Source organism: Acetobacteroides hydrogenigenes (genome assembly GCF_004340205.1).
In the GTDB taxonomy this organism is placed as follows: Bacteria; Bacteroidota; Bacteroidia; order Bacteroidales; family ZOR0009; genus Acetobacteroides; species Acetobacteroides hydrogenigenes.
This window is the reverse complement of record NZ_SLWB01000013.1, coordinates 1-25,639: the sequence shown is the minus strand read 5'-3', so window position 1 is coordinate 25,639 and position 25,639 is coordinate 1. Positions and strand designations below refer to the sequence as shown.

The following is a 25,639-nucleotide window of genomic DNA, read 5'->3' as shown; positions in this document are numbered from 1 at the left end:
AAAAATTTCAAAGTTTGATAGAATTTTCTATATCCATTCGCATCTTTGAGCGAACCAAATTTTAGGAATATATGAAAAAGGTATTTTTTCTGATTTTCATAGCATTGTGCGTCCAAAATCTTTCTGCGCAGGAAAGTAAGAGCCCTGAAAAGATTTATAATCCAGCGCTTAACGCAAAAAACGACATTGATCTAGCTGTAAAGAAATCTAAGGCTGAAGGTAAAAATGTAATGATTCAGATTGGAGGAAATTGGTGTCCTTGGTGTATTAGGGTGCATAAGTTCATGGATGCTGATCCTGAAATAAGCCAAGCACTTAAAAGCAACTATGTTTTTGTTCTTGTGAACTACAGCAAAGAAAATAAAAACGAAGAGGCAATAGAGCAACTACAGAATCCAACCCGTTTTGGTTTTCCTGTATTTGTAGTGCTTAATGCTGATGGTAAGGTTATTCATATTCAGGACTCAGGATATCTCGAAGATGGGAAATCCTACAGCAAGGAAAAGCTGATGCGCTTTATAAAATTGTGGACACCCAAGGCTATTTCTGGTGAAAAATAATATCTCAATGTATTTGTCTTATAATGTATATTATGATAAATAAGATAAGTATAAAATAAGGGGCTTATATGCCCCTTATTTATTTCTACTATAGAGCTTGAAGTAATTCGTTAAACTCATCATACTTCTTCTTCATCTCTGGATTTTCATTTCTAAAGCGGAAGTAGATATTTTTCATTGCTTCTACAGTGCTCTTATCTTTTGGATTGATGCTGTAGGCTTGGCTGAATTTTTCAAGAGCAATTCTGAATTGGTCATCTGCAAGTTTAACCAGTCTGTCGTATTCTGCCTGGTTATTCATGTCAACTTTATTTGATTGACCAACATATTCTGCTCCAACGTTATAATAAACAATCCCAAGGTTGCTCCAAGCTTCGAAATATTTAGGATTCACCTCAATAGCCTTGTTATAAGCCGCTATTGCATTATCAGTCTCTTTGAACTTATCGTAGAAGGTGCCTTTTACAAAATATAGAGATGGATTCTTTGGGTCTAAGCTGATAGCCTTATCCAAGTATGGAACTATGTTCTTAGGATCCTCATTTTGGCTTATATAAAGATTGATAATGGCAAAAATGATAGAAGTATTGGCAGGATATAGTTCAAGGCCCTTAATTAGCACTTCTTTTGCCTTTGTAGGTTCTTTTGCTCCGTTATAAGCTTCTCCAAGAATTTTGTAAACTTCTCCATTTTGGAAGCTCTTGTTGTCAAGGCATGCTTGGCCAAACTTAATTGCTTGATTGAAGTTGCCTGATTCGAGATATGCATAAGCGGCATAGTATGCTGCAGTTGTGTCAGGTGCATTAACGGCTTGGTTTGCAGAACACTGGTATGCAAATCCATAGTTTTCAGCGGCTTCTGCTTTATTTGAAGCATTGTATGCGTTATTCCCATTCTTAAAGAAGTAGTTCTTGTAAGTAATGTAAATATCTTTAGCCTTTTTTGCAGATTTTGGATCAAGGCTAACTGCTTTCTCAATAGCTTCGAATCCTGTTACTAATGGCTTTTGTACTCCTGAATCCTTAATGTTCCAGTAAAGAAGTTTTCCTCCTTCAAAGAAAAGGTCGATATAAGCAAATTCCATTTTCGTTAATGTTCTTCCATTAACCTCTACATCCGAAGTGCTAGATGGCTTGCCTATTAGTAGTTCAACCTCCTTATCAGACATTCCAGGATATGCGCCTGCTAGTGGAGCTTCAGAGATTTCTCCAAAAAGTTGGGCTCTCTTTAACCAAGTCTTATAGCTTGCGCCTGCCTTCGCATCAGCAATTTCAGAATTGCTCTTTTCGACTTTTGCTTTAATATTTTCAGGATTATAATCCTTTTGAGCAAAGCCCAAATTAAATGCAAATGCAAATGCAATTGCAAATGTGAACTTTTTCATGGGTAACAAAGTATTAAATTTGTGTTTACTATTCTAGTTCTTCACTGATCTCCGTGTTTTCAGCCACATCAGTAGATTTCAGCAATTCCTCATCTTTGTCTTCCGATTTAGGAACGCTTGCTACAGATGCTATTGAATCGTTACTTCTTAGGTTTATGAGCTTTACTCCCTGAGTTGCCCTTCCAGTAATGCGAATATCAGAAATTGCAAGTCGAATTGTTAGACCAGACTTATTGATGATCATCAAATCGTTCTGATCGGTAACATTTTTTATTGCAATAAGCATGCCTGTTTTTTCGGTGATATTCATGGTACGAACGCCCTTCCCTCCTCGGTTTGTAATCCGATATTCATCTAACAATGAGCGCTTTCCATATCCATTCTCCGATACAACAAGAATGTTTTCTAACTCTTGATTATCAACGCAAACCATACCAACAACTTCATCGGTGTCGGACATTGTAATTGCTTTAACACCGGCACCTGTACGACCTATTGCTCGTATCTTATCTTCATTAAAACGAAGCGCCTTCCCTTCTTTCGAGGCTATTAAGATCTCGTTACTTCCGCTTGTTAGTAAAGCCTCAAGTAGTTGATCGCCATCTTTAATGGTTATTGCATTTACTCCGTTTGTACGAGGACGAGAGTATGCTTCGAGCTTCGTTTTCTTAATAATTCCTTTTTTGGTGCACAGCACAATGAAGTTGTTCTCGATGTACTCTTTTTCAGTGAGCCTTTTTACATTCATGTAAGCTTTTACCTTATCGTTTGGCTCAATGTTTAGCACATTTTGAATTGCTCTTCCTTTTGATGCTTTTGTACCTTCTGGAATATCGTAAACTTTCAACCAGTAGCACCTGCCATTTTCAGTAAAGAACAGCATGGTATTGTGCATACTAGTTACGTAAATATGCTCAATAAAATCTTCGTCGCGAGTTGTACTACCCTTGGAGCCAACTCCGCCTCTCGACTGTGTTCTGTATTCGCTTAGAGGGGTACGTTTAATATAACCTAAATGAGATATGGTAATTACCACATCTTCATCAGCATAGAAGTCTTCTGGGTTAAACTCCTCAGCATTATGAACGATCGTGGTTCTTCGCCCATCGCCGTACTTTTCCTTAATTTCTAAAAGTTCATCCTTTATAACTTGCATTTGAAGTGCTGGATCTGCAAGGATGGCACGGAGATGGTTAATAAGCTTAAGAAGTTCGTCGTATTCGCTTTGTAGTTTTTCTCTCTCAAGACCTGTTAGGCTGCGTAAGCGCATATCAATTATGGCTCGAGCCTGAATCTCGGTTAAATCAAGCCTTTCGATAAGCGTGTTCTGTGCTTCATCTGGCGTTTTTGAGTTGCGGATAATGGAGATAACCTCGTCAAGGTGATCAAGTGCTTTCAGCAACCCTTCAAGGATATGAGCACGTTTCTCTGCTTGCTCTAGTTCGAATTGTGTACGACGTATAATTACTTCGTGACGATGACGTACGAAGTATTTTATAAGTTGTTTGAGGTTTAACGTTCGTGGACGACCATCGACTAGCGCAATGTTGTTTATTGGGAATGAAGATTGTAATTGAGAATGCTTATAAAGGTTGTTAAGCACCACGTTTGCAACGGCATCCTTCTTTAGGATAATTACAACGCGCATTCCATTACGATCCGACTCATCATTGATGTACGAAATTCCTTCTATTTTTTTATCATTAATAAGGTCTGCAATCTTTTTTATCATTTCAGCCTTATTGACCATGTAAGGGATTTCACTAACAATGATCTTTTCACGACCAGATTCCGTTACCTCGATTTCTGTCTTTGAACGAATTACAACCTTACCTTTCCCTGTTTCAAATGCATCTCTAACCCCTTGATAACCATAAATGATACCTCCTGTTGGAAAGTCAGGTGCTTTTATGTATACCATTAACTCTTCAATGGTTATATCGTTATTATCGATATAGGCGCATGTTGCATCTACAATTTCGGAAAGGTTATGGGGAGCCATGTTGGTAGCCATACCTACAGCAATACCCGATGATCCATTTAATAGAAGCATAGGGATTTTAGAAGGAAGAACAACTGGTTCCTCAAGCGTATCGTCGAAGTTAGGCTTAAAGTCTACTGTATTTTTCTCTAGGTCTGCAAGTGCTTCCTCTGCCAATTTTTTAAGACGTGCTTCTGTATAACGCATTGCAGCAGGGCTATCGCCATCAACCGAACCAAAGTTACCCTGTCCTTCTACAAGAGGGTATCGCATAGACCATTCCTGAGCCATACGAACCATTGCATCATACACAGAGGTGTCTCCGTGAGGGTGAAATTTACCAAGGACTTCACCTACAATTCTTGCGGATTTCTTATACGGGCGATTAGAGTAAACTCCTAATTCATTCATCCCGAAAAGCACACGTCTATGTACAGGCTTTAGTCCATCTCGAACATCTGGGAGTGCACGAGCCACAATAACCGACATTGAATAGTCGATGTAAGCGGTTTTCATCTCCTCTTCAATGTTGATTTTAATGATCTTTTCTCCTTGACTCATATTATATTATCTCTCTAATATTGGCAAATTTAGAGCGCTAAGTTACTCAATTAGCCGTTAAAATCATTGCGTTTGGCAAATGATTTTAAACAATTATTAAATTTATTCGTTATGTATAAAATTACAAAAAAAGACTTATCTTACAAATAAGTTTATCATCAGCACACTTGTAATTAAGAAACTGATGGATAATTTAGTATCAAAATTTTAGGAGGTATGGATTCAAAATTCAGCGATAAAATTAAAAACGTAATTTCTTACAGCAAAGAGGAAGCCATACGACTTGGTAATCAATCGATTGGAGCAGAACACTTGTTGTTGGGAATAATTAGAGAAGGAACAGGGGTGGCAATGGAAATTCTCAAAGATTTGGAGGTTGATGTGGACACACTCAAAAACTCGATAGAAACTAAGGTCCGTAAGGATGCGACTTTACCTATAACCGATATAGAAAACGTAAACCTGCTAAAATCGGCTGAACGTGTTTTAAAGCTAGTTCATTTGGAAGCTAAAGCATTGAAAAATGATGTTATAGGAACAGGACATCTACTACTAGCCCTTATGCGCGATGGTTCTAATTACGGAAGCATTTCGCTCTTCGATCAGAACGTTGATTATGTTAAGGTAAAGCATCACCTGGAGTCTAAAACAATAAAGGCTCAAAGCGACTTTAATGATGACGACGACGAGAAAGACATCTTCTCTTCGAAATCAACGCCAGGGCAAAAATCGAATTCCAATACTCCCGTTTTGGATAACTTTGGAATTGATCTAACTCGTGCTGCTGAAGAAAATAAGCTAGATCCAATAGTCGGTCGTGAAAAAGAGATTGAGCGTATCGCACAAATTCTAAGTCGACGTAAAAAGAATAACCCAATACTTATTGGCGAGCCAGGAGTTGGCAAATCGGCCATTGCCGAAGGACTAGCCCTTCGAATTGTAAAGCGTCAGGTTTCGCGCGTACTCTTTGGTAAACGAGTAATTACGCTTGATCTGGCCTCTATTGTGGCAGGAACAAAGTATAGAGGGCAATTTGAGGAGCGCATGAAAGCAATTCTTAATGAGCTGTCTCAGGTTACTAACATCATTTTGTTTATTGATGAAATTCATACGATCGTAGGTGCTGGAGGTGCAACAGGCTCGTTAGATGCAGCAAATATGCTTAAACCTGCCCTTGCTCGTGGTGAAATACAGTGCATTGGTGCAACTACGCTCGATGAGTACCGTGAGTATATTGAAAAAGATGGGGCTCTCGAACGTCGTTTCCAAAAAGTTATGGTTGAACCAACTACACCAGAGGAAACTGTCGAAATACTAAATAAGATAAAAGGCAAGTACGAGGACTATCATAATGTTATATATACACCCGAAGCTATCGATGCTTGCGTAAAACTCACAATGAGATACGTAACAGATAGATGCCTCCCCGATAAAGCTATTGATGCATTAGACGAAGCTGGTTCAAGGGTGCATATCTCCAACATTAAGGTTCCAGAACAGATCTCTCTTGTCGAAAAGCAAATTGAAGATGCTAGAGCAGAGAAACTTGCCGCTGTAAAAAACCTACAGTTCGAAATAGCAGCAAATTTCCGAGATAAGGAGAAAAAACTAATGGAAATGCTCGAAATGGAGCAACAACAATGGGAACGAGATCTTTCAAACAACAAACAAGTTGTTGATGAAGAAAAGGTTGCTGAGGTTGTGGCTCTTATGACAGGTGTTCCTGTTCAGCGCATAGCCCAAGGTGAAGGTTCTCGATTGCTCAAGATGGCAGATGAACTAAAAGGTAGCGTTATTGGTCAAGATGAAGCTATAGCTAAGATTGTTAAGTCAATACAACGTAACCGCGCTGGCCTTAAAGATCCAAACAAGCCAATAGGAACGTTTGTATTCTTAGGTCCAACCGGTGTTGGTAAAACACAGCTCGCAAAAGTTCTTGCCAAGTATCTGTTCGATTCTACCGACAACCTAATTCGTGTAGATATGAGCGAATACATGGAGAAGTTCTCTGTTAGCCGCTTGGTTGGAGCTCCTCCCGGATATGTTGGATACGAAGAAGGTGGTCAACTTACTGAAAAGGTTCGCCGGAAACCTTATTCTGTTGTTCTACTCGATGAGATAGAAAAAGCACACCCCGATGTATTCCATCTATTACTGCAGGTTCTTGACGAAGGGTTATTGACGGATTCGCTAGGACGTAAGATCGATTTCAAGAATACCATTATCATAATGACTTCTAATATAGGAAGTCGTGAACTTAAAGATTTTGGACAAGGAGTCGGATTCTCTACTAATGCTCGTGTAGAGCAGTTTAACGAAACTTCGAAAAGTATTATTCAGAAAGCATTGAAGAAGGCTTTTGCCCCAGAATTCTTGAATAGAATTGACGACATTATTCTATTTAATGCTTTAACTAAAAAGGATATCTTCAAGATAATCGACATCGAACTTAAGGGTTTATTTTCCAGAGTTTTCCAACTTGGTTATAAGATCCATATCTCACCGGCAGCAAAGGACTTTATTGCGGAAAAAGGGTTTGATGTTCAGTTTGGAGCACGTCCGCTTAAGAGGGCCATCCAAAAATACCTTGAAGATCCAATGGCTGAGGTTATTATCAGATCGGATTTAAAACATGGGGATACACTATCTGTAAATCTCAATAAGGATAAAACCGATGTGGTTATTAAAAAAATTTCAGCAAAGAAGGATAATTCTTCAAATAAGATTGAACAAAAGGATAATGTAGAGGTTTAGGGTGTAAATCATTTTTAAAACTCGAAAACGATGAATAAGAACAACACGAAAGTAAAATTTGCCGGAAACTTTATAACACTTTTGGGAAATGAAGTTGCTGTAGGTCAGAATGCTCCCGATTTTACTGCTGTTGGAGCAGATTTAAAACCTATTGGTTTGAAGGACTTTTATGGAAAGGTAAAAGTTATTTCTGTTTTCCCATCTATAGATACGGGTATCTGTGCAACTCAAACACGTACCTTTAACAAGGAGGCTGCAAGCCTTAGTAATGATATAGTGATTGTGAATATATCGAACGACCTTCCATTTGCTCAAAAGCGTTTTTGTGGTGCAGAGGGAATCGACAAGGCAATTACCGTATCCGATCATAAAGATGTGGACTTTGGAACTAAGTATGGTTTTCTTATTGAGGAGTTAAGATTACTTGCTAGAGGTGTAGTTGTTCTTGACAAGAACAACATTGTTAAGTATGTTGAGTATGTTCCTGAAGTAACAACAGAACCAAACTACACTGCAGCTCTTGAAGTTGCCAAGCAATTAGTGTAAGCGGAAATAGATAAAAAATGAAATAAAAAGAGCGGTTCTAGAACCGCTCTTTTTTTATATAAACTTAGCAAAAAGATCGAACTCTTCGGCATCGGTAATTTTAACATCGTAGAATTTACCAATTATTGCATCTCTATCAGCGTCAATAAGTACTTCCTGATCGACTTCTGGTGAATCGTACTGCGAACGAGCAATATAGAAATCACCCTCAAAGCGGTCTATGAGCACCCTCATTTTTTTGCCAACACGGTCCTTATTTTTTGTTAGTGCAATTTCCGACTGTAGTTGCATGATCGCCTCTACCCTCTCCTGCTTTGTTTCCTCGCTTACAGCATCGTCGAAGTTGATTGCTGCATAGGTATTTTCCTCCTCAGAGTATGGAAATACCCCTAGCCTATCGAATTTTACATCTTTTACAAACTCAACAAGCTGCAGGAATTCAGCTTCAGTTTCGCCAGGGTGCCCAACAAGTAGAGTAGTTCTTAGGGCGATATCGGGAATCTCAGTCTTAAGCTTATTAATCAATGCGTATGTTTCCTCTTTATTGATTCCACGGCGCATTTTTTTTAGCACCTTATCGCTAATGTGCTGGAATGGAATGTCTAAGTACTTACATACTTTTGGATTATCACGAATAACGTCAATTACATCACTGGGGAAGAACGTTGGATAGGCATAATGTAAGCGGATCCACTCGATTCCTTCTATCTCCGAAAGTTTATTGAGCAACTCGCCAAGCATTCTTTTCCCATAGATATCTAAGCCGTAATAAGTTGTATCTTGAGCAATTATAAGAAGTTCCCTTACTCCTTTTGCAGCAAGACTTTTTGCTTCAGTAATCAGGCTTTCTATTGGAACAGAAACGTGTTTGCCTCTAATTAACGGAATTGCGCAGTATGAACATCCCCAATTGCATCCTTCCGATATTTTCAGATAGGCATAGTGCGTGGGAGTGGTTAGCGTACGCTCTCCCAAAAGATCCGTTTTTAAATCGCCTCCAATAGCCTTTATAATATCTTCCAGATTGTTTACCCCAAAAAATTCATCAACTTCAGGAATCTCTAGTTGTAGATCCTTTTTGTAACGCTCCGAAAGGCAGCCCATTACAAAAAGGTGCCGAATTTTACCTTTTTCTTTTGCATGAGCAAACGAGAGAATAGTATCAATTGACTCCTCCTTAGCATCGCCAATGAATCCGCAGGTATTGATAACCACCACTTTTGCGCTGGTATCGTTCGAGTCGTGTACTACGCTATAGCCATTAGCCTCTAACTGCTTGTAAAGTCGCTCCGAATCAACAAGATTCTTCGAACAACCTAGCGTTACTATGTTTATTTTCTTTTTATCCATTTACAAAATATGGGGTAGCGATATAGGCTAAATATTGAACAAAGATTCAACGAATGTTTTTCGATCGAAAAGCTGCAAATCATCGATACCTTCGCCAACACCAATAAACTTTACGGGGATTTTAAACTGATCGGAGATGCCAAGAACAACGCCCCCCTTTGCTGTGCCATCTAACTTAGTAAGCGCCAATGCGGTAACATCAGTTGCTTTGGTAAACTGCTTTGCCTGTTCGAAGGCATTCTGACCTGTTGAACCATCGAGAACCAAAAGAACTTCGTGGGGTGCATCAGGAATAACCTTTTGCATTACGTTCTTGATCTTCGAAAGCTCGTTCATCAGGTTTATCTTATTATGAAGACGCCCTGCGGTATCGATGATAACCACATCGGCATCATTCTTTTTTGCGGACGAAAGCGTATCGAATGCAACAGATGCAGGGTCGGAGCCCATTTGCTGCTTGATGATTGTTGACTTGGAGCGTTCTGCCCAAACTGTAAGTTGTTCGATTGCAGCGGCACGGAATGTGTCGGCTGCTCCTAGGTAGACCTTCTTGCCGTTGTTGGTTAGTTGAGCAGCAAGCTTACCAATGGTTGTAGTTTTGCCTACGCCATTAACGCCAACAACCATAATGACGTAAGGCTTTTTTTCGTCGCCGTAGGTTACCTTATTGTTATATACAGAGTTATTCTCTTCCAAAAGATTAACAATTTCATCTTTTAGGATAGCATTTAACTCTTCGGTTCCCATGTACTTGTTGCGAGCAACACGATCTTGTATGCGTTCTATAATTTTAACCGTCGTTTCTACTCCCACATCCGACATTATTAGCGCTTCTTCTAGGTTGTCTAGAACATCATCATCTACTCGTGATTTACCAGCAATAGCGCGCGAGAGCTTGGATAGAACACTTTCTTTAGTTTTTTCGAGGCCCTTGTCTAGCTGTTCTTTTTTCCCTTTCGAGAAGAAGTCAAATAATCCCATTATTGAAGGTTTTAAAACGAAGCCAAATATAAAAAAAGCTTCTTTATTCAAGAAGCTTTTTCTAAACAGTGAAATATTATCGAAATTACTTTTTTGTAAAGAATTCCTTAACGTCTCCGGTTGGAACCATTTCTTCCTTAAAAGTATAGGCTCCTGTCTTCTCAGACTTAACCATCTTGATACACTTGGTAAGTTCCTTACCGCCTCCTTCTTTTTTCAGAGTTGCAACTACTTTCTTTGCCATGGTTCAAAAACTATTTAATTTCTCTGTGGAGAGTTACTCTTTTCAAAATTGGGTTGTACTTTCTTCTTTCGATACGTGCTGGTGTGTTTTTTTTGTTCTTTGTAGTCACGTAGCGAGAAGTTCCTGGCATACCACTTTCCTTATGCTCGGTGCACTCAAGAATTACTTGAACTCGATTACCTTTTTTAGCCATTTCTTGAATCTCCTAATTAATAAATGCCGATTAAACCTGCAGCCTGAGCTTTATCCAAAGCGTTCTTAAGGCCATTCTTGTTAATAGTGCGAATACCTTGAGCAGAAACCTTCAAGGTTACCCATCTGTTTTCTTCAACTAGGAAGAATCTTTTGGTCTTCAAATTAGGTTCGAAAGTTCTTTTAGTTCTTCTCTTAGAGTGAGAAACATTGTTACCAACTTGAACTTTTCTTCCGGTGATTTGACAAACTTTTGACATTGTTATACCGTTTTTCTTTTCTTTCTCTTCAAACAGGGTGCAAATTACGCGATTTTATTTCAATTATTCAAACTTTTAGCCATCTTTTTTTGAGTTTTTAGTCGGCCCTTAAAATCTGAATTCTTAGCATGTTCAAGGCCGCTGTGGTAGCCCGAATCATTGTTCTTTCACGGTTGTCTCCAAAGTTGTAAACTTCAGATATCGTGCTTCTTGGTGTTGCTACGGCAATCCAAGTTGTGCCAACTGGCTTTGATTCTGTTCCTCCATCGGGACCGGCGATGCCCGATGTTGCAATGGCAAAATCGGTTTTAAGAAGCGCTCTTGCACCTTCGGCCATCTGTTCTATAACCGCTTTGCTTACGGCTCCATCGGTAAAAAGTGTGCAGGGATTAACCTTTAGCAGGTCTTTTTTTACCTCATCATCGTAGGCGACTACTCCACCTTTAAAGTAGAGAGATGCGCCGGGTACAGAAACTATGGTCGATGCTACGGTTCCTCCTGTGCATGATTCGGCGGTTGCTACAGTTAAATTTCTACTTTTCAGCATACGTCCAACAACTTCTTCAAGTGTTTCATCCTGGTAGCTAAAAATGTCTTCCTTAAGAATAGGTTTAAGCTTATTAACCTGTTCTTCAACGGCATCAGTTAGGTCTTTTTTGCGATTTTCACTTGCAGTAATACGTAACCGAACACCATAAAGGCTAGGAAGGTAAGCTAACTTCATATATTGCGGCAGACCTATCTCCCACTCTTCTATTCGTTTAGCCAAAACCGACTCAGGAACACCTGTAGTCATAATTGTTTTATGAACAATGGCTTGCGTGCCACTTTCCTTTATTAGTAGGTTAAGAACGGCATCTTCCATAAGCCCCTTCATTTCGAAAGGTACACCGGGCATTGATACGAGTAGTTTCCTCTCCTTTCTAAAGACCATACAGGGGGCTGTTCCGTTGTAGTTCTGTATAACCTCGCAAACTTCGGGAACTTCGGCTTGCATGTAGTTGATATCGGTAACGGATATTCCTCTTCGTTGAAGCAGCTCTTTTACTCGATCTAGCGTCTGCTGATCGGTTTTAAAGCCGCACTGGAAATATTCTGCTAAAGTTTTCTTGGTGATATCGTCTTTGGTAGGGCCTAATCCGCCCGTCATAAGTATTGCATCTGCACTTGCAAAGGCATCGTCTAATGCCTTATATATTTGCTCCTTACTATCGCCAATTGAGGTTATCTTTGATAGATGGATTCCGTTTTCGTTTAGCTTAGAGCCAATCCATGCCGAGTTAGTATCAACAACCTGCCCAATTAGCAGTTCGTCTCCTATGGTTATTACTTCTACCTTCATCGGATACTTACTTTAAAATGATGGTTAAACTTACCGAATAGTTCCCTTTATAGGCTTTGCTTTAGGTGAATTTAACGGAATAAAGAAATAAATGTAGCTATTTCAAAAGTTAGAGGAAGTCAAAGAAGTTAAAGAAATGCTTTGTGAACCTCTGTGCCTTTGTATCTCTGTGTTGAAATAGACTGTTTGTAAATCGCATCACGAAAATTGCTAGTTTTGTCACCCGCTTTTACGAGGGGTATCAATCAATAAAGCGCTTGTCCCCAATTACTATAGAATTCATTCAATGCCATCAAAATACTGCAAAGACAAGATCCGTTCCAAATATGAACTGCAGATTGTACCAAAGGAGCAAAAGGTGCTATCAAAAAAGCAGCAGGCTTTCAATCGGCTCACCCAGCGTATAGAATCGCTAAAGCAGGATATTAGGGAGGATTCGTCGAAACTTGACATCCTTATGGAGTTGTATGGGGATAAGATTGCGCCTCAATACCCCCGAATTGCTGAATCGCGCATAAAGCTGGCAAAAGTGCTAGCCCGTGCTACTGAGCGAATCAGCTTTTCGAGCAGGCACTACAACGCCATCGGTGAGGCTATTGTCTCGCTTTGCGAGGAGGCCTTCGGCGATATCGATATTAATGCCGAACTTGAGGAATTCTACGATAGATGGGCAGAAAATAGCTGCCGTGCTAAGTTTAACCAGCAGCTGCATAGGGCTAAGGAGATGTTTGCCGATATGATGCGTGACCGCTACGACGTATATATCGATGTGGAGGATATCGAGGATTCCACCGAAGGGTTTGCCCAGTTTAAGCAGCGCATGAAAGTTCAAATAGAGCAGGAAAGGCAGCATTTCTGGCAGGAGTGCCATCAGAGAAGTAAGAGGCAGCGCCAGAAAGAGATGGCTAAAAAGGCGGAAGAAGAGCTGAAGCAGCGCAGCATTCGCACCATCTATATTTCACTTGCTAAGGTTGTGCACCCCGATGGCGAGATGGATGATGTAGCAAGAATAGAGAAAGAGGAGGTGATGAAAAGGGTAATTGCGGCTTATGAGCAGCAAGATCTGCAAACGCTCCTTGCACTAGAGATAGAGTGGATCTATAAAACCACTGAAAATCTTCAGCAGTTTACCGACGAAAAGCTGCAGGTGTACCTCGATGTTCTAAAGCAGCAGGCTGAAGATCTTGAGAAGGAGAAGGTGGAGCTGCTGCATTCGCCCAAGTATGGCGCTGTTGCAGTTTACTCGAGTATGCCCCTAAACATTGCCCAAAGTCGCATATTAAGGGACAAGCGGGAGCTGAAGGACTACAACAGTTGGCTTATGGCTGCCACATCGGCATTTAGACGACCGGATGCCAAGCACTCCATCATGGAGTTTGTTGCTGCCTATAACGAAAGGCAGCAGAACAACAGCGCTGACGATGGCTGGTACGATGTACAAATCTAAGTCCTGATCTATTCCCCAAAAGTAAGGCTGGAAGCAATAAACTCCAGCCTTATTAAGATATCCGTTATAGGTTGCTTTATGACGGCTCCACGCTTACCTTCGAAGCATCATCTGCATAATTCCACCTCCGTTACTTACATTGGTGAAGCCTAGCTGCTGTAGAATTCGCTGTCCGTAGGCCGAACGTGCACCAGATGCGCAGTAAAGCGTAATAGATCTTGAAGGGTTTCCCAGCTCGTCAACTCGCATTTGCAACTCATCCAGAGGAATGTTAATCGCCTTAGGGTAGGCTCCGTGTGCGAATTCTTGTGGCGTACGAACATCAACTACAATGGGAGTATTGGAGTCGATAGCCTTCACCTCTACCTTTTTCTCAACCGCTTCCGCTTCCTCCTCTACCGATTTCGGTTGAATAGGTAGAAGTCCTACTTTGATGGTCTTAAACCCAATAGCCCTTGCATGGCGTTGAAGCGAGGTGTGCCCTCCCGACAGGTTGGTTACATTCCTAAATCCTGCTCCCACTAGCGTTCGTAGCGCTTGATGACCTTTTTTGCCGGTCTCGTCGTATACGGCAATAGGGCGATTGGCAGGAATAGATGCGAGCTGCTGAGGAAGAATCTCTAGAGGTATGTTTAGCGCACCTTCAACATGGCTTTTCTCAAAGGCAAAGAAGTCGCGTACATCTATAATAACAGGATTCTTTCCTGCAAAGTATTCATCTAACTCCGATGCTGTTACCGATGGGCTAAAACCCGACATCCTATTCTCTGCCGTATAGGCCGCCATATTAATAGCGTCGTTTGCCGTACCAATTGGAGGCGAATAGGCAAAATCGATATCAGCTAAATCGCTTACGGTAAGCTTAGCGGCAGTGGCAGTAGCAATAACATCCAAACGTTTATCGGCACCCTTATAACCGGCTGCTTGTCCTCCTAGTACAACCCCCGATTTTCTATCGTATACCAGCATGGTAGATACCGTTTCGGAACCTGGATAGTACGATGTATGGTGCTCCTTGTGCACTACAACAGCATCTGCATCGATACCTGCGGCACGGGCCTGCTTTAACGACAAGCCTGTTGTTCCGGCAACAGCTTCGAAAACACGCACCACCGATGTTCCAATTGAGCCTTTGTAGGAATGAGCTCCCCCCAGTGCATTTTCGGCTGCAATTCGTCCTTGGCGATTTGCTGGTCCGGCTAAAGGTATGCGTACTTTTTTACCCAAAACGCGATGCTCAATCTCCACCATGTCGCCTGCAGCATAAATGTCTGGATCGGAAGTTTGCAGCTGTTCGTTTACTAGCAAACCACCTGCTTCTCCAACTTTAAGTCCTGCATCCTTAGCAAGCTGAAGTGTAGGACGAACTCCTATTGAAAGAATAACCATATCGGCATTAAGCACCTTGCCATTGTCGAGTCCTACCGTTTTGGATCCAATCTCAACTACGCTAGCACCCGTATTAATGCCAACACCGTACGACAGCATTTCGTTTTCGATAAAGCCTGCCGTTTCGGCCTCCATTATTGCCATTACATGCGGCATCATCTCTACCACATTTACGGTTAAACCACGTTTAACTAGGGCCTCCACCATTTCAAGTCCAATGAATCCACCTCCAACTACAACGGCTGTTTGGGGCTTATGATCTTCAAGGAAGTTGGAAATTTTGTCCATATCCTCGAGCGTCCATAAGGTAAAAACATGGTCCTGATCGGCACCCGGTAGTTCTGGCTTAATTGGTCGACCACCTTGTGCTAAAATGAGCTTGGTATACTCAAAAGTTCTTTGCTCTCCGCTACGGCTATCAACAGTTTTAACAACATGAGCCTCCTTGTCGATGGTAGCAACAAGCGTATGCGTATGCACCTCTACATTATACTGCTCGTTAAAACTCTCAGGGCTTTGGAGAATTAGCTTCGAACGGCTTTTGATGTCTCCGCTGATGTAGTAGGGCAATCCGCAATTGGCAAACGAGATATCAGGTCCTGCCTCCAGCATTACAATTTTAGCATTTGGCGAAATACGGCGCACCTTTGCTGCTGCTGTAGCTCCCGAAGCAACTCCTCCAATAATCACTACTTTTTCCTCTTTCATATTGATGTTCTTATTTTCTGCTTTAAAGTGGCTATGGGCTTAATCTATTTCGATTGTTAGAATCGTTCGTTACCATTCTAACAATATGGTTAGCCTAAATCCTAATTTTAATAGGATATATGGCCGATATTTACTAGCACCATACACCAGAAATTTTGTTCGTTAGCCTACAAAAAATCACATCACAAAACTATTCCTTATAAGCGTCTTAATGAAGCGTTTTAGGTAGATAGTAACCAGCGTGCGATTTGATATTAAACAGCTGACTTGTTGATTTGGATTAACTCCAAAAATCGAAACCAGCCACTTCGGCGACTTTCTTTTAGCCAACTCCTTTACCTTTAAAGAAAGCGGATTTGCGTATTAAATTGAATTGCGTCTGCGATAAGTAGCACCAAGTTTGGTTGATGGAGTAGGAGAGATACATTAGCATGGCGCCTGATACGTATTACCTCCACGCAATTTTGCGGTAACCTAACCCTTCGATACATGACTTCTACGCTAAGAGCATCGTTCCCGCTATGATTGGCTTGGCGATTGCCGAAAAAAGTCGACTTGACGATATGAATCCGTTCTGCGAAGACAAAAAATGTTGACTTGGAAACTCCGTGCAACTTTGTAAAGCACAAAAAAGTCGACTTGGTAGCCTGAAAAATTTATTTTACGCCCAAAAAGTCGACTTGGTAGCCTGAAAAATTTATTTTACGCCCAAAAAGTCGAGTTGGAAGCCTGAAAAAAATATTTTGAGCAAAAAAAGTCGACTTGGGGACTCGAAAAATAATTTTTGGACCAAAAAAGTCAACTTGGAAGGCTGAAAAAAAAATTTTGTGGCAAATAAGTTGAGTTGGAGGTCTGAAAAAAATGTTTTGCACCGAAAAAGTCGACTTGACGACTTTAATCCGTTCAGCGCTGCACAAAAAAGTTGACTTGGAAGGCCGAATCCGTTAGGCGCAGGCAAAAAAGTTGACTTAACAGCTCAAGAATAGTATTACTTCTATTCCTCAGGAGATCCCGGAACTACCGCCCGGGATGACAGGCTTTTTGGAACGTACCCTGTTGCTCTTTCCTCGCTGTAATCTACTAAACGCGCAAGGCTTTTGCCATATAGCGTCTCCAACCAACTGCAACCCAAAGTAGCAAAAAAACAAAGCGCAGCCGTGGTGGTGGCTGCGCTGGTGTATAGTTCTGTTGGTTTGCTTTTCGATGGGGGGGCAAAGTCTGCTGCGTATTTTTGACCATTTCAATAAAACCCGGTTGCTTCAAACTTTCAGGTAGCAAATTAGGTGCATCGATTTCATTTACGGCTTGATGAGTCTAGTAGATGGTTTCTACCTTCTCGTAAACGGCGTTTATTACCTCTTCGGTTACAGGTGTTTTACCCTTTTCGTAGCCTAAATCGGTTAGGCGGACGTACTTAAAGCTGCTGATACCCGCTTTCTCCAATATCTTTTTGCCGCAGTCAACTGGACATCCATCCAACAGAAGCAGGTTTGCTGCCTTAAACGCTTCGATAGTTGGCTTTACATCGGCTCCTACGGCTGCAAGACAGTTCATTTTGCGAACCTTGTTATCGCGTAGCTTACGGGCTACCGTATCGGCAATTAATCCCAAATCGCATGCCCCGGAACAGGTGATAACGATGTATTCGCCGATACCGCAAAGGCATGCTCCTTTTATTTGATCTGCTTCCATCTGAATCTAAAAAATAAAGTTAAACAGGTATCCAACGATTAGAATACCAAAGGCAACTATACCGATAAAGGTCAGAATCAGCGGCAGCTTCAGCACCTTTTTCAGGATGATGGCCTCGGGAAGCGAAAGCCCGATAACCGCCATCATAAACGCTAGCGCGGTACCCAACGAGGCTCCCTTCTCTATAAGCACCGATACAATAGGGATAATCCCAGCCGCATTCGAGTATAATGGGACCCCGATAAGGACGGATAGCGGTACGCTATACCAGGTCGATTTGCCCATCAACGAGGCCATAAAATCCTCAGGTACATACCCGTGCGCTCCGGCGCCAACCGCTATACCCAGCACAACGTAAATCCAAACCTTACCTACAATTCCCTTAACAGCCTCGTAGCCAAAGCGGATGCGCTCCGATAGGCCGTGCTTTTCGATGCCTTCGCCTCCATTGCCCAGCTTGGTTTGGTACACCCACTCCTGAACCCAGCCTTCCAGCTTCAGCTTCCCGATAATCCATCCGGCAGTAATGGCTATGGTTAGCCCCGTCAGCACGTAGATTAGCGCCACCTTCCAGCCAAACATCCCAAAGAGTAGCACTACGGCCACCTCGTTTATCATAGGAGCCGCAATCAGGAACGAGAAGGTTACCCCAAGCGGTACGCCCGACTCTACAAAGCCCAAAAACAGCGGTATGGCCGAGCAGGAGCAGAAAGGGGTTACAATTCCGAGGAGGGAGGCCATTACATTTCCTGTAAAGGTCGATTTGCCTTCCAGCATCTTACGGGTGCGCTCGGGCGAAAAGTAGGTTCTTACTATCCCAACAAAAAAGATGATCAGCGTAAGCAGCATCAGCACCTTGGGAACCTCAAATATGAAAAAGCGCAGGGATTCGGTCAGGTGTGCTCCCTTTTCCATTCCCAGCAGGGAGTCAATAACCCAGTCGGCCATGCGCTGCAGGTTATGGTAAACTAAGTACCATACGGGCAGCAATGCCACTGGGATAACTATTTTTTTATTCCAGCTCATAAATATTCACTCCTTGTATTTCGAGCAAACCCGAAATGCATTTCTAAATTTTTTTTACGAAACGAACGCTTCAACGATGTAGTAGATGCCAACAAGTATAAACAGCACCGAAACTACCCGTCTAAACCATATCTCGAAGGTTTTAATGTGGTTGTACAGGCTCCCTACGTTTCCAACAGCAAACGCCAACAACCAGGCAAAAACAATTACCGGAAGCCCCGTTGCGATGGCAAATACGACGGGCAGGTACAGCCCACTTGCGCTCGAAACCGTCATCGGTATCAGCATGGCAAAGTAGAGCACGCCGCTATATGGGCAAAATGCTAGGGCAAACACCATTCCCAGCAGTAGGGTTCCCAGGTAGCTTCCTTTTCCCTTTTCTCCCAATCGCTCGGTAAGGCTCGAGAAACCGGGCAACCTCAGCTTGATAACATCGAGCATAAACAGCCCTATGATGATCAGGACTGGCCCAAGCAGCTTCTCGCCCCAGCCTTGGAAAATCATGGAAACGTTCATTTGGCTTGCACCAAAGTAAAGAACCACTGCCAATCCGGTATAGCTTAAAGCTCGCCCCAGCGTATATACAACGCCGTTTAGGAACACGCGCTTACGGTCTTCGATATCGCGGCTGATGAACCCTATGGCCGATATGTTCGTAGCCAAGGGGCAGGGGCTGATGGCGGTCATCAGCCCTAGTATCAATGCCGTTACAAAGGAGTACTGCGTACTATCGAGTATGCCTTGTAGAAACTCCATCTTTGCTAGCCCTTTGTTACATTATCAACCGCCTTCTTAACCTCTTCCTTCATCTTTTCGAGGTCGTTGGCGTTCATAAAGCCCTTGCTGGTAATGTCTACCTTGTTCTTTCCTGATACAACGAGCAGCGCTTGCCCGCCTACGCCCAGCTTCTTGGCGATGGCATCGGTGCTGGCATCATCTAGGTTCAGTCCCTTAAAGGTGTAGAGTCCTCGCTTCACCTTATCAGCGTATAGCGTTTCAACAGCCTTTTGAGCATTAGCCTCCACGGCCATACAGGTTTTGCAGCGACGGGTGAAGTGGAAGTAGTAGACCTCTACCTTCTTTTCGGCAGCAACAACCTTGGTTGGTGTGGTTGCTTTTTTAGGATTCTTTGCCTCAGCGGTAATTCCGCCAAAAGCGAACATCAGGGTAATGCTCAGCAGTAAAATTTGCTTCATCTTCGTGTCTATTTTAGATTTAGTACTTTTTTAAAACCTCCTTTACCTCATCGTGCGATGGTATGCGCCCCTTAATTTCAACCTTCTCGTTTACCACAAGGGCTGGGGTGGTCATTACCCCATACTTCATAATCTCAACGATGTCGGTAACTTTGGTAACGGTTGCTTCATAGCCGTTTTCCTCTACCACCTCACGGGCGATCTTTTCAAGTGTCTTGCACTTAGGGCATCCGGTGCCCAGAATCTTAATATCCATACGCTTGTTTTTTTAATCGGTTAAAGTCCGATCTTGTTGGTTTACGTTTTATCGTTTAAAGAATTCGGCCAGCAGCTGCTTGGCCTCCTCCCAACTCTCGCGATTGATGCAGTACTTTATGTAGGGCGGATTGATCTCCCCTTGGATGAGCCCAGCATTTTTTAGCTCCTTTAGGTGCTCCGAAAGCGTCGAGCGGGCTATTGGCAGCTCCTCGGCCATATCGCCGCTGTAGCAGCACCTATGCAGGTTGTTTGCCAGATAGTCTAGTACAAAAATGCGTACAGGGTGCGATAGGGCTTTCCCGTATCTTGCTAATTTTTCTTGTTGCTCAGTGTAGTACTTCTCTTTTATTGGCATAGCATTTACCATTTCGTCTAAATACGAAACAAATGTATGTAAAAAATCAATGGCTTATCCAACATTCCTAAGAAATTTAGGGAGATGGTGGGGATAGCTCTATATACCCTACTAATTATAAAGACAATAACGAGCAGAAGCAAATGTGTTATTATTCCATCAGAATTATCCGCTTCTCGTCCATAATAAGCGCTAATCGTATTTGAAGCCCCTTTTTAGTCGTATTTTGGCATACCCCATGGCACAGTTGTGTTATTCTGAGGTAAAAGGGCTCGTTGATGTTAAATGGGATGATATCTGTAATGGCATTTGCCAATTTTAGTTCTTCTATCTTATCCAAGGTTTGGTTGTTGTAGCCCAAATTCTTGGCAATATCGACTAAAAAATTGGTATTGAGCAGCACCTCACGGCTATGCGTATCGAGATGTCCTTCGGCCAGCTTAACAGCTTTCCCTAGCATTATCCCAATGGTTATCCGATCAAAACCCTCTTCGTCGGCAATCTTAATAGTTTCTCCAACAAAATTTCCAAAATGGATGTAGGCATTGGCAGGAATACCTTCGCAAAACGGCTTTAACGTGGACTCGCTACGTTTTCCGGATGTAGCCACCAGCTCGTTGCAGCGCAACGACCGAGCCACTCTTACCTGCTGGTGGATAGCACCCATAAAGGCCTCAGCCGAATAGGGGAAAACACGTCCCGTAGTACCAAGTATCGAAATGCCTCCTTCAACTCCCACCCGTCCATTAAAGGTCCGCATTGCTAGCTCCTCGCCTTCGGGAACAAATGGCTCTACCATAAATCCCCCTACAATGGAGTAGTGCTGCGCCATCTCCTCCACCACCTGTGCAATCATCGTTCGTGGTACTGGGTTTATGGCCGGTTCGCCAACGGCAACCTGCAATCCGGGCAGCGTTACCAAACCGATTCCCACACCACGTTTAAATTCAACACCTACGTCCTCCCTTCGGTAAATGGTACACCCCACCTCTTTGGCGTGAGTTACATCAGGGTCGTCGCCTGCATCTTTGATTACAGAGCAAGAAGCGACATCATCATCCAATTTATTTGGAAAAATAGCGAACCTAGCAGGTGTACCATCAGCCAAATAAACAGTAACATCGTTTGGAAATGAGCCATCTTCCAATGCAATAATGCAGGCCTTAACGGCAGCACAAACACATGTGCCAGTTGTAAAGCCGGCCCTTAGCTCTTCGGTAACCAGTAGCTCTTTCTTCAGCCTTAGCAGCAGCATCAGCAGCTCCTTACGCTCGTACACCACATAGTCGAACGCTGGTAATGATGGACGTTTCAATACCCATAACGGCACTTCTAGCTGCTGAGATACGGCAATTTTAGCCTCTAGACCGCCGCTATAGCCGCTATCCTTTGTAAGGATAACCTGCGCATCTGTTTTCCGCACCAGCTCGATCAGCGCCTCCTCCGACTCAGGATTGGAGTCCTGAATTATCCAACTCTTGGCAATACCCGAAGCACGAGCCAGCTGTTCCGACTGAACGGTATTGAGAATGCGAAAGTAGCACCTGCGGCTACTCCATAAATCTTTTAAAGGAACGATAGTCTGCACGCCAGTTAGGGCAAGGATTGGTTCTACACCAGCCTCCAATGCAGTCTCTGCCATACCTTGCCACGAATCGAAAAAGCGTACATTGACTAGAGTGTACTCCGGCGACCTACGCTCTACACGAACCACCTTGAGGCCTAGCAAAGCTGCCGCTTGGCTAATATTCTCGTGCAGCTGCACCGCAAAGGGATGCGCAGCATCAACCAGCAGACGGATACCATTCGCTGTACAAAACTCAACAATCTGCTGGGCATTCATTGCTCCAGCAGTATGCCTTCCGGGCACATCCTGCTGCGAACCCAGCTTGGTGGAGTAGTAAAACTCCATCTGCTGAATGTCGAGAAGCTGGGCAACCATCCTCCCTTCGGTCGTTCCTCCAAAGACTAGTATCATTTTCTAAAGGCGTGAGAAAAGTTTCTATCGTATAGCTTCGACTCGCCCTGACGGTTGTCTATAGCCTTACCAACAACAATGAGGGTAGTCATACTCAGATTATTCTCCTTCACCGTTTGCTCCAGCGTAGAGAGCGTACATCGGTATATCTTTTCTTCCTTCCATGTTAGCTTATAGCATACGGCTACGGGTGTTTCGGGTGGATAATGCTCCAGCAGCTCCTGCTCTATTTTACCCGCCAAAGAGGCGCTTAGGTAGATGCACATGGTACTCTGCGAACGGGCGAGGTTACGCAGCTGCTCGCGCTCGGGTACAGGCGTACGCCCTTCGCCACGGGTAAGGATGATGGTTTGCACCTCCTCTGGTATGGTAAACTGCGATTGTAGTGCAGCCGCTGCCGCCTGAAACGAGGACACCCCAGGCGTTATACGGTAGCTCATACCCCGTTGGTCCATCAGGCTCATCTGCTCCTGTATGGCACCATAGATGCAGGGGTCGCCCGTATGAAGGCGGACAATAAGCAGCCCTTTACGGTAGTACTCCTCCATTAAATCGACCTGCTGCTGAAGGTCCATATCGGCCGAGCTGCGTACCAAGCAGCCTTTTTTAGCGTAGTAGGTTAGCTCCTTAGGCACCAAGCTTCCGGCATACAGAATAAGGTCGGCCACCTGAAGCAGTTCCTTTCCCCTAACGGTAACCAGGTTCGGGTCGCCCGGACCAGCCCCCACAATCTCCACAAAGCCCTTACGTTCAAACCTCCTATCGATGGCTACCGAATGCGTAAAGTGCTTGCCGTCGACCTCGGCCTTAACCTTACCAAAAAGCAGGCTGTTTTTAGATAGATGCATGGCAACCGCCTCCGAAACGCTGCTGCAACCCACCTCGCTCTCCACACGCTCCGATGGATTGGGAACGTCGTAGGCGCTTAGCACCTCCTTCGTGAAGGTAGCAAAAGGAACATGGCGGCTATCAGCAAAATCGATAAACGCCTGCTCCTCCTTTTTGATATCCACCGAGCCAATGGAGGCTATAGAGAGCGGCGATAGACCATTCTCCAACAGCAGCTGCTCCACCTGCTGAGCGTAAGGAGCCGACGAAATACCCTTTTGGCTGCCCGTTCCCAGATGCAAAACCTTTGGACGAAAGCAGAGCACCCGCTCGCCCAAATCTCTTACGAAAGGGGTAACGGCAATCACCACCTCGTACTTCGCAATTTCGATTTCGCTATGATTATAAAAAACGGTGACATTGTTAGGCAGGCTATTCTCCAGCGTCAGCGTACCCTCGTCGCGAACCTCGAGCAGCAGCGCGGTTGGCTTACCATTTACGAAGGCTGCCATTAGGTGCGTGAGATTTCGCGTAGGCTCCAACATCCAGCCAAACTGCTTGGGGAACATATCGAGCGACCAACGCTCGGTAGTGTCGCTCACAGTAGTGAGAATTGGCGTTGCACCTAGCAGTCTGGCCAGCTCTTGCGCCAAGTCGTTGGCACCACCCACATGTCCCGAAATAACAGGCTGCACGTAGCGCCCATTTACGTCGATGTTGACTATTGCAGGATCGCTCTTCTTACTCCGAATCGAGGGGGCAATCGCCCTTACGCATATCCCCAACGAGCCGATGTAGACAATGGCGCTATACTTGGCAAACAGCTGCTCGGCCAATGCGGCAGCACCATGCACCTCTACGGTACTAGGGGTATATAAATCGGCAGCAAAGCCCTGCTCCACCAGCTGCTGTGCTAGTGCGGCTCCTGCCTCCGAATAGGTTACTATTGCGTTCATTTTATCTTTTTTATTAGTATTGCGATATGAGATATGAGATGTGAGATAGCCATCATTCTCTGCCTTCTCTAACTTCTTTTACTTCTCTGCCTTCTTTTACTTCTCTGCCTTCTTGTAACTTCCGTTTAACTTCCGTTTAACTTCCGTCTACCTCCGTATAACTTCTGGTTTCAACACAGAGACACAGAGTACACAGAAATTTAGATTTTAGATGTGAGATATGCGATAGCCATTCTTTTAACTTCTCTGACTTCTCTAAGTTCTCTATATTCTGTCCATCTCCGTTTAACTTCCGTCTACCTCCGTATAACTTCCGTTTAACTTCTTAGAAACCACCACCACGTTTATAGCATTGTGCTCGTCTACCTTTATGGTTGATGAGGGTTGCTGCTGGTAGCCATTCGACGCAGCCCAAGCGGCAAACTGCCCAAGGCTGGTATCGCTTACGGCATTAAAGCCTATAATGCCTCCATCCGCAAGTACGGTGTTAACCCTGTCGAGTAGCTGCTCCATCTTCCCGCCATAGCCGCCTAGGAACACCGCATCGGGTTTTGGAATTGCGCTGATATCTGCACCTCCAAAATCGCCGCCATGGTAGGTAAGCGGCGCTCCAAACCTACGGGCATTGGCCGCAACAATGGCTGCGCTCTCCTCACGCACCTCAAAGGCATGAACATCAAGCAGCGGGTTCATCAGCTTAGCCTCGATGGAGATGCTGCCCGTACAGGCACCAACGTCCCAAAGCACGCTACGGTTACGGATATCCATTGCCGCCAGCGATGCCAGCCTAACGGCCATCTTGGTCATCATCTTTGGCCGACCTTCGAGCGTTTGGAACTCGCCATCGGGAATACCCTGACGAATAGGGCGTGTGACATTCTGCTGCAGGTACAAGCAGTTGGGGTGGATAAAATCAGCCGTTAAAGCCTCCTCCAACGATAGCTCTCTAACCCGTTCTTCGCTACCACCAAGCCTTTCGCCCAAATACATTGTGTAGTTGGCGTACCCAAAAGTAAGCATCCGCTGGGCGATGGTACTAGGCGTTTTTACCTTATCGGTAAGCACGGCAATCAGCTTTTGATTATCTACTAAAGCCTTATCCAACGCCTGCCACGGCCTACCTGTAAGCGTTACCACCGAGGCTGTACCGTAGGGTAGCAGCAGCTTATGCGCCAGCAGCTGCAGCGAGTTAAAGGTTGGAAATACCTCTACGGTTGCATCAGGAAACTCCCTACGCAGCGTATTTCCGATGCCAAAGAAAAGAGGATCGCCAGAGGCAAACACCCCCCATGCGCCATCATACTCCCTCATCTCCTGAAGGAATGGAGCCAGCGGAACGGTTATGTTTGTCCAAGAGGCGTTGGCTGGAAGCTGCGCCTCAACCAGCTCGCGGTGCCGCTCGCCTCCGGCAAAGCGTACGCCATCGCCCACTAGCCGCTCCTTTACCTCGCTGCTAAAAATGGGCGTACTCTCGTCTGATATTCCTATGATGGTTAGATGCATGGTTCTATTTTTAGTATCACGAAAAATACAAATTAAACACAGAGACACGGAGACACAGAGGTTCTGTGATAAATTCCAAGTCTATTTTGCTGTTTTTTTTGTTTATTCTACTTTTGTAACAACCCAAAAGAAGGCTCACGGCGAAGCA

General features: G+C 43.8%; 22 protein-coding genes. 4 read left to right on the top strand and 18 right to left on the bottom strand.

What is annotated here, in order from left to right:
* Window positions 1-71: 71 nt before the first annotated feature.
* On the top strand, window positions 72-560 hold the full coding sequence (locus CLV25_RS12115) for a thioredoxin family protein (protein WP_131839923.1): 489 nt from the start codon (window positions 72-74) through the stop codon (window positions 558-560).
* An 88-nt stretch (window positions 561-648) separates the two neighbouring features.
* Here CLV25_RS12115 and CLV25_RS12110 read toward each other — a convergent pair whose 3' ends face one another.
* Together CLV25_RS12110 and gyrA are read right to left on the bottom strand one after the other, a co-directional pair.
* Window positions 649-1,944 (bottom strand): tetratricopeptide repeat protein, encoded by a 1,296-nt coding sequence (locus CLV25_RS12110; RefSeq protein WP_131839922.1) that lies wholly within the window; start codon window positions 1,942-1,944, stop codon window positions 649-651.
* A 28-nt stretch (window positions 1,945-1,972) separates the two neighbouring features.
* The gene (gyrA, locus tag CLV25_RS12105) at window positions 1,973-4,486 is read right to left on the bottom strand and encodes a DNA gyrase subunit A (RefSeq protein ID WP_131839921.1); all 2,514 of its coding nucleotides are present in this window, start codon (window positions 4,484-4,486) and stop codon (window positions 1,973-1,975) included.
* A 216-nt stretch (window positions 4,487-4,702) separates the two neighbouring features.
* On the opposite strand from gyrA, the gene CLV25_RS12100 reads away from it, so the two are divergent.
* Both CLV25_RS12100 and tpx read left to right on the top strand, forming a co-directional pair.
* A complete protein-coding gene (locus CLV25_RS12100) occupies window positions 4,703-7,240 on the top strand; it encodes an ATP-dependent Clp protease ATP-binding subunit (protein WP_131839920.1) in 2,538 nt (845 codons plus the stop codon).
* 30 nt (window positions 7,241-7,270) lie between these two features.
* Window positions 7,271-7,786, top strand: coding sequence for a thiol peroxidase (gene tpx / locus CLV25_RS12095; RefSeq protein WP_131839919.1), 516 nt, complete (start codon window positions 7,271-7,273; stop codon window positions 7,784-7,786).
* A gap of 54 nt (window positions 7,787-7,840) precedes the next feature.
* On the opposite strand, the gene rimO is transcribed toward tpx, so the two are convergent.
* The 6 genes from rimO to CLV25_RS12065 all read right to left on the bottom strand — a co-directional run bounded on the left by rimO (window position 7,841) and on the right by CLV25_RS12065 (window position 12,155).
* Window positions 7,841-9,136: a 30S ribosomal protein S12 methylthiotransferase RimO gene (gene rimO / locus CLV25_RS12090; protein WP_131839918.1), complete on the bottom strand. Its 1,296-nt coding sequence runs from the start codon at window positions 9,134-9,136 to the stop codon at window positions 7,841-7,843.
* 27 nt (window positions 9,137-9,163) lie between these two features.
* On the bottom strand, window positions 9,164-10,117 hold the full coding sequence (gene ftsY, locus CLV25_RS12085) for a signal recognition particle-docking protein FtsY (protein ID WP_131839917.1): 954 nt from the start codon (window positions 10,115-10,117) through the stop codon (window positions 9,164-9,166).
* 85 nt (window positions 10,118-10,202) lie between these two features.
* Window positions 10,203-10,361: a DUF4295 domain-containing protein gene (locus CLV25_RS12080; RefSeq protein ID WP_131839916.1), complete on the bottom strand. Its 159-nt coding sequence runs from the start codon at window positions 10,359-10,361 to the stop codon at window positions 10,203-10,205.
* A gap of 10 nt (window positions 10,362-10,371) precedes the next feature.
* The gene (gene rpmG / locus CLV25_RS12075) at window positions 10,372-10,554 is read right to left on the bottom strand and encodes a 50S ribosomal protein L33 (RefSeq protein WP_047450560.1); all 183 of its coding nucleotides are present in this window, start codon (window positions 10,552-10,554) and stop codon (window positions 10,372-10,374) included.
* Window positions 10,555-10,570: 16 nt separating this feature from the next.
* Entirely contained in the window at window positions 10,571-10,813 is a 243-nt protein-coding gene (rpmB, locus tag CLV25_RS12070; protein ID WP_131839915.1) for a 50S ribosomal protein L28, read from the bottom strand.
* A gap of 97 nt (window positions 10,814-10,910) precedes the next feature.
* Window positions 10,911-12,155 (bottom strand): competence/damage-inducible protein A, encoded by a 1,245-nt coding sequence (locus CLV25_RS12065; RefSeq protein ID WP_131839914.1) that lies wholly within the window; start codon window positions 12,153-12,155, stop codon window positions 10,911-10,913.
* A 286-nt stretch (window positions 12,156-12,441) separates the two neighbouring features.
* Here CLV25_RS12065 and CLV25_RS12060 point away from each other — a divergent pair, with 286 nt between their 5' ends.
* Complete coding sequence (locus tag CLV25_RS12060) at window positions 12,442-13,602, top strand: regulator of G-protein signaling domain-containing protein (RefSeq protein WP_131839913.1); 1,161 nt, start codon at window positions 12,442-12,444, stop codon at window positions 13,600-13,602.
* A gap of 93 nt (window positions 13,603-13,695) precedes the next feature.
* Here the strand turns inward: CLV25_RS12060 and CLV25_RS12055 are convergent, their stop codons facing one another.
* The 10 genes from CLV25_RS12055 to cbiE all read right to left on the bottom strand — a co-directional run bounded on the left by CLV25_RS12055 (window position 13,696) and on the right by cbiE (window position 25,491).
* On the bottom strand, window positions 13,696-15,699 hold the full coding sequence (locus CLV25_RS12055; protein WP_131839912.1) for an FAD-dependent oxidoreductase: 2,004 nt from the start codon (window positions 15,697-15,699) through the stop codon (window positions 13,696-13,698).
* Between the two features lie 1,314 nt (window positions 15,700-17,013).
* The gene (locus CLV25_RS12050; RefSeq protein ID WP_131839911.1) at window positions 17,014-17,391 is read right to left on the bottom strand and encodes a putative zinc-binding protein; all 378 of its coding nucleotides are present in this window, start codon (window positions 17,389-17,391) and stop codon (window positions 17,014-17,016) included.
* Window positions 17,392-17,397: 6 nt separating this feature from the next.
* Window positions 17,398-18,417 carry a permease gene (locus tag CLV25_RS12045; protein WP_131839910.1) on the bottom strand — a complete coding sequence of 340 codons (1,020 nt, stop codon included), beginning with the start codon at window positions 18,415-18,417 and terminating at the stop codon, window positions 17,398-17,400.
* 54 nt (window positions 18,418-18,471) lie between these two features.
* Window positions 18,472-19,173, bottom strand: a complete 702-nt coding sequence (locus CLV25_RS12040) for an aromatic aminobenezylarsenical efflux permease ArsG family transporter (protein ID WP_131839909.1) — start codon at window positions 19,171-19,173, stop codon at window positions 18,472-18,474.
* A gap of 5 nt (window positions 19,174-19,178) precedes the next feature.
* Window positions 19,179-19,613 (bottom strand): nitrophenyl compound nitroreductase subunit ArsF family protein, encoded by a 435-nt coding sequence (locus tag CLV25_RS12035; RefSeq protein ID WP_131839908.1) that lies wholly within the window; start codon window positions 19,611-19,613, stop codon window positions 19,179-19,181.
* Window positions 19,614-19,632: 19 nt separating this feature from the next.
* The gene (locus CLV25_RS12030; protein ID WP_131839907.1) at window positions 19,633-19,869 is read right to left on the bottom strand and encodes a thioredoxin family protein; all 237 of its coding nucleotides are present in this window, start codon (window positions 19,867-19,869) and stop codon (window positions 19,633-19,635) included.
* 48 nt (window positions 19,870-19,917) lie between these two features.
* On the bottom strand, window positions 19,918-20,220 hold the full coding sequence (locus CLV25_RS12025) for an ArsR/SmtB family transcription factor (RefSeq protein WP_207895671.1): 303 nt from the start codon (window positions 20,218-20,220) through the stop codon (window positions 19,918-19,920).
* A 157-nt stretch (window positions 20,221-20,377) separates the two neighbouring features.
* Complete coding sequence (cbiD, locus tag CLV25_RS12020; RefSeq protein WP_131839905.1) at window positions 20,378-22,204, bottom strand: cobalt-precorrin-5B (C(1))-methyltransferase CbiD; 1,827 nt, start codon at window positions 22,202-22,204, stop codon at window positions 20,378-20,380.
* Complete coding sequence (gene cobM / locus CLV25_RS12015) at window positions 22,201-23,988, bottom strand: precorrin-4 C(11)-methyltransferase (RefSeq protein ID WP_131839904.1); 1,788 nt, start codon at window positions 23,986-23,988, stop codon at window positions 22,201-22,203. Before cobM ends, cbiD begins: the two co-directional genes overlap by 4 nt.
* A 285-nt stretch (window positions 23,989-24,273) precedes the next feature.
* On the bottom strand, window positions 24,274-25,491 hold the full coding sequence (gene cbiE, locus CLV25_RS12010; protein WP_131839903.1) for a precorrin-6y C5,15-methyltransferase (decarboxylating) subunit CbiE: 1,218 nt from the start codon (window positions 25,489-25,491) through the stop codon (window positions 24,274-24,276).
* Window positions 25,492-25,639: the final 148 nt, after the last annotated feature.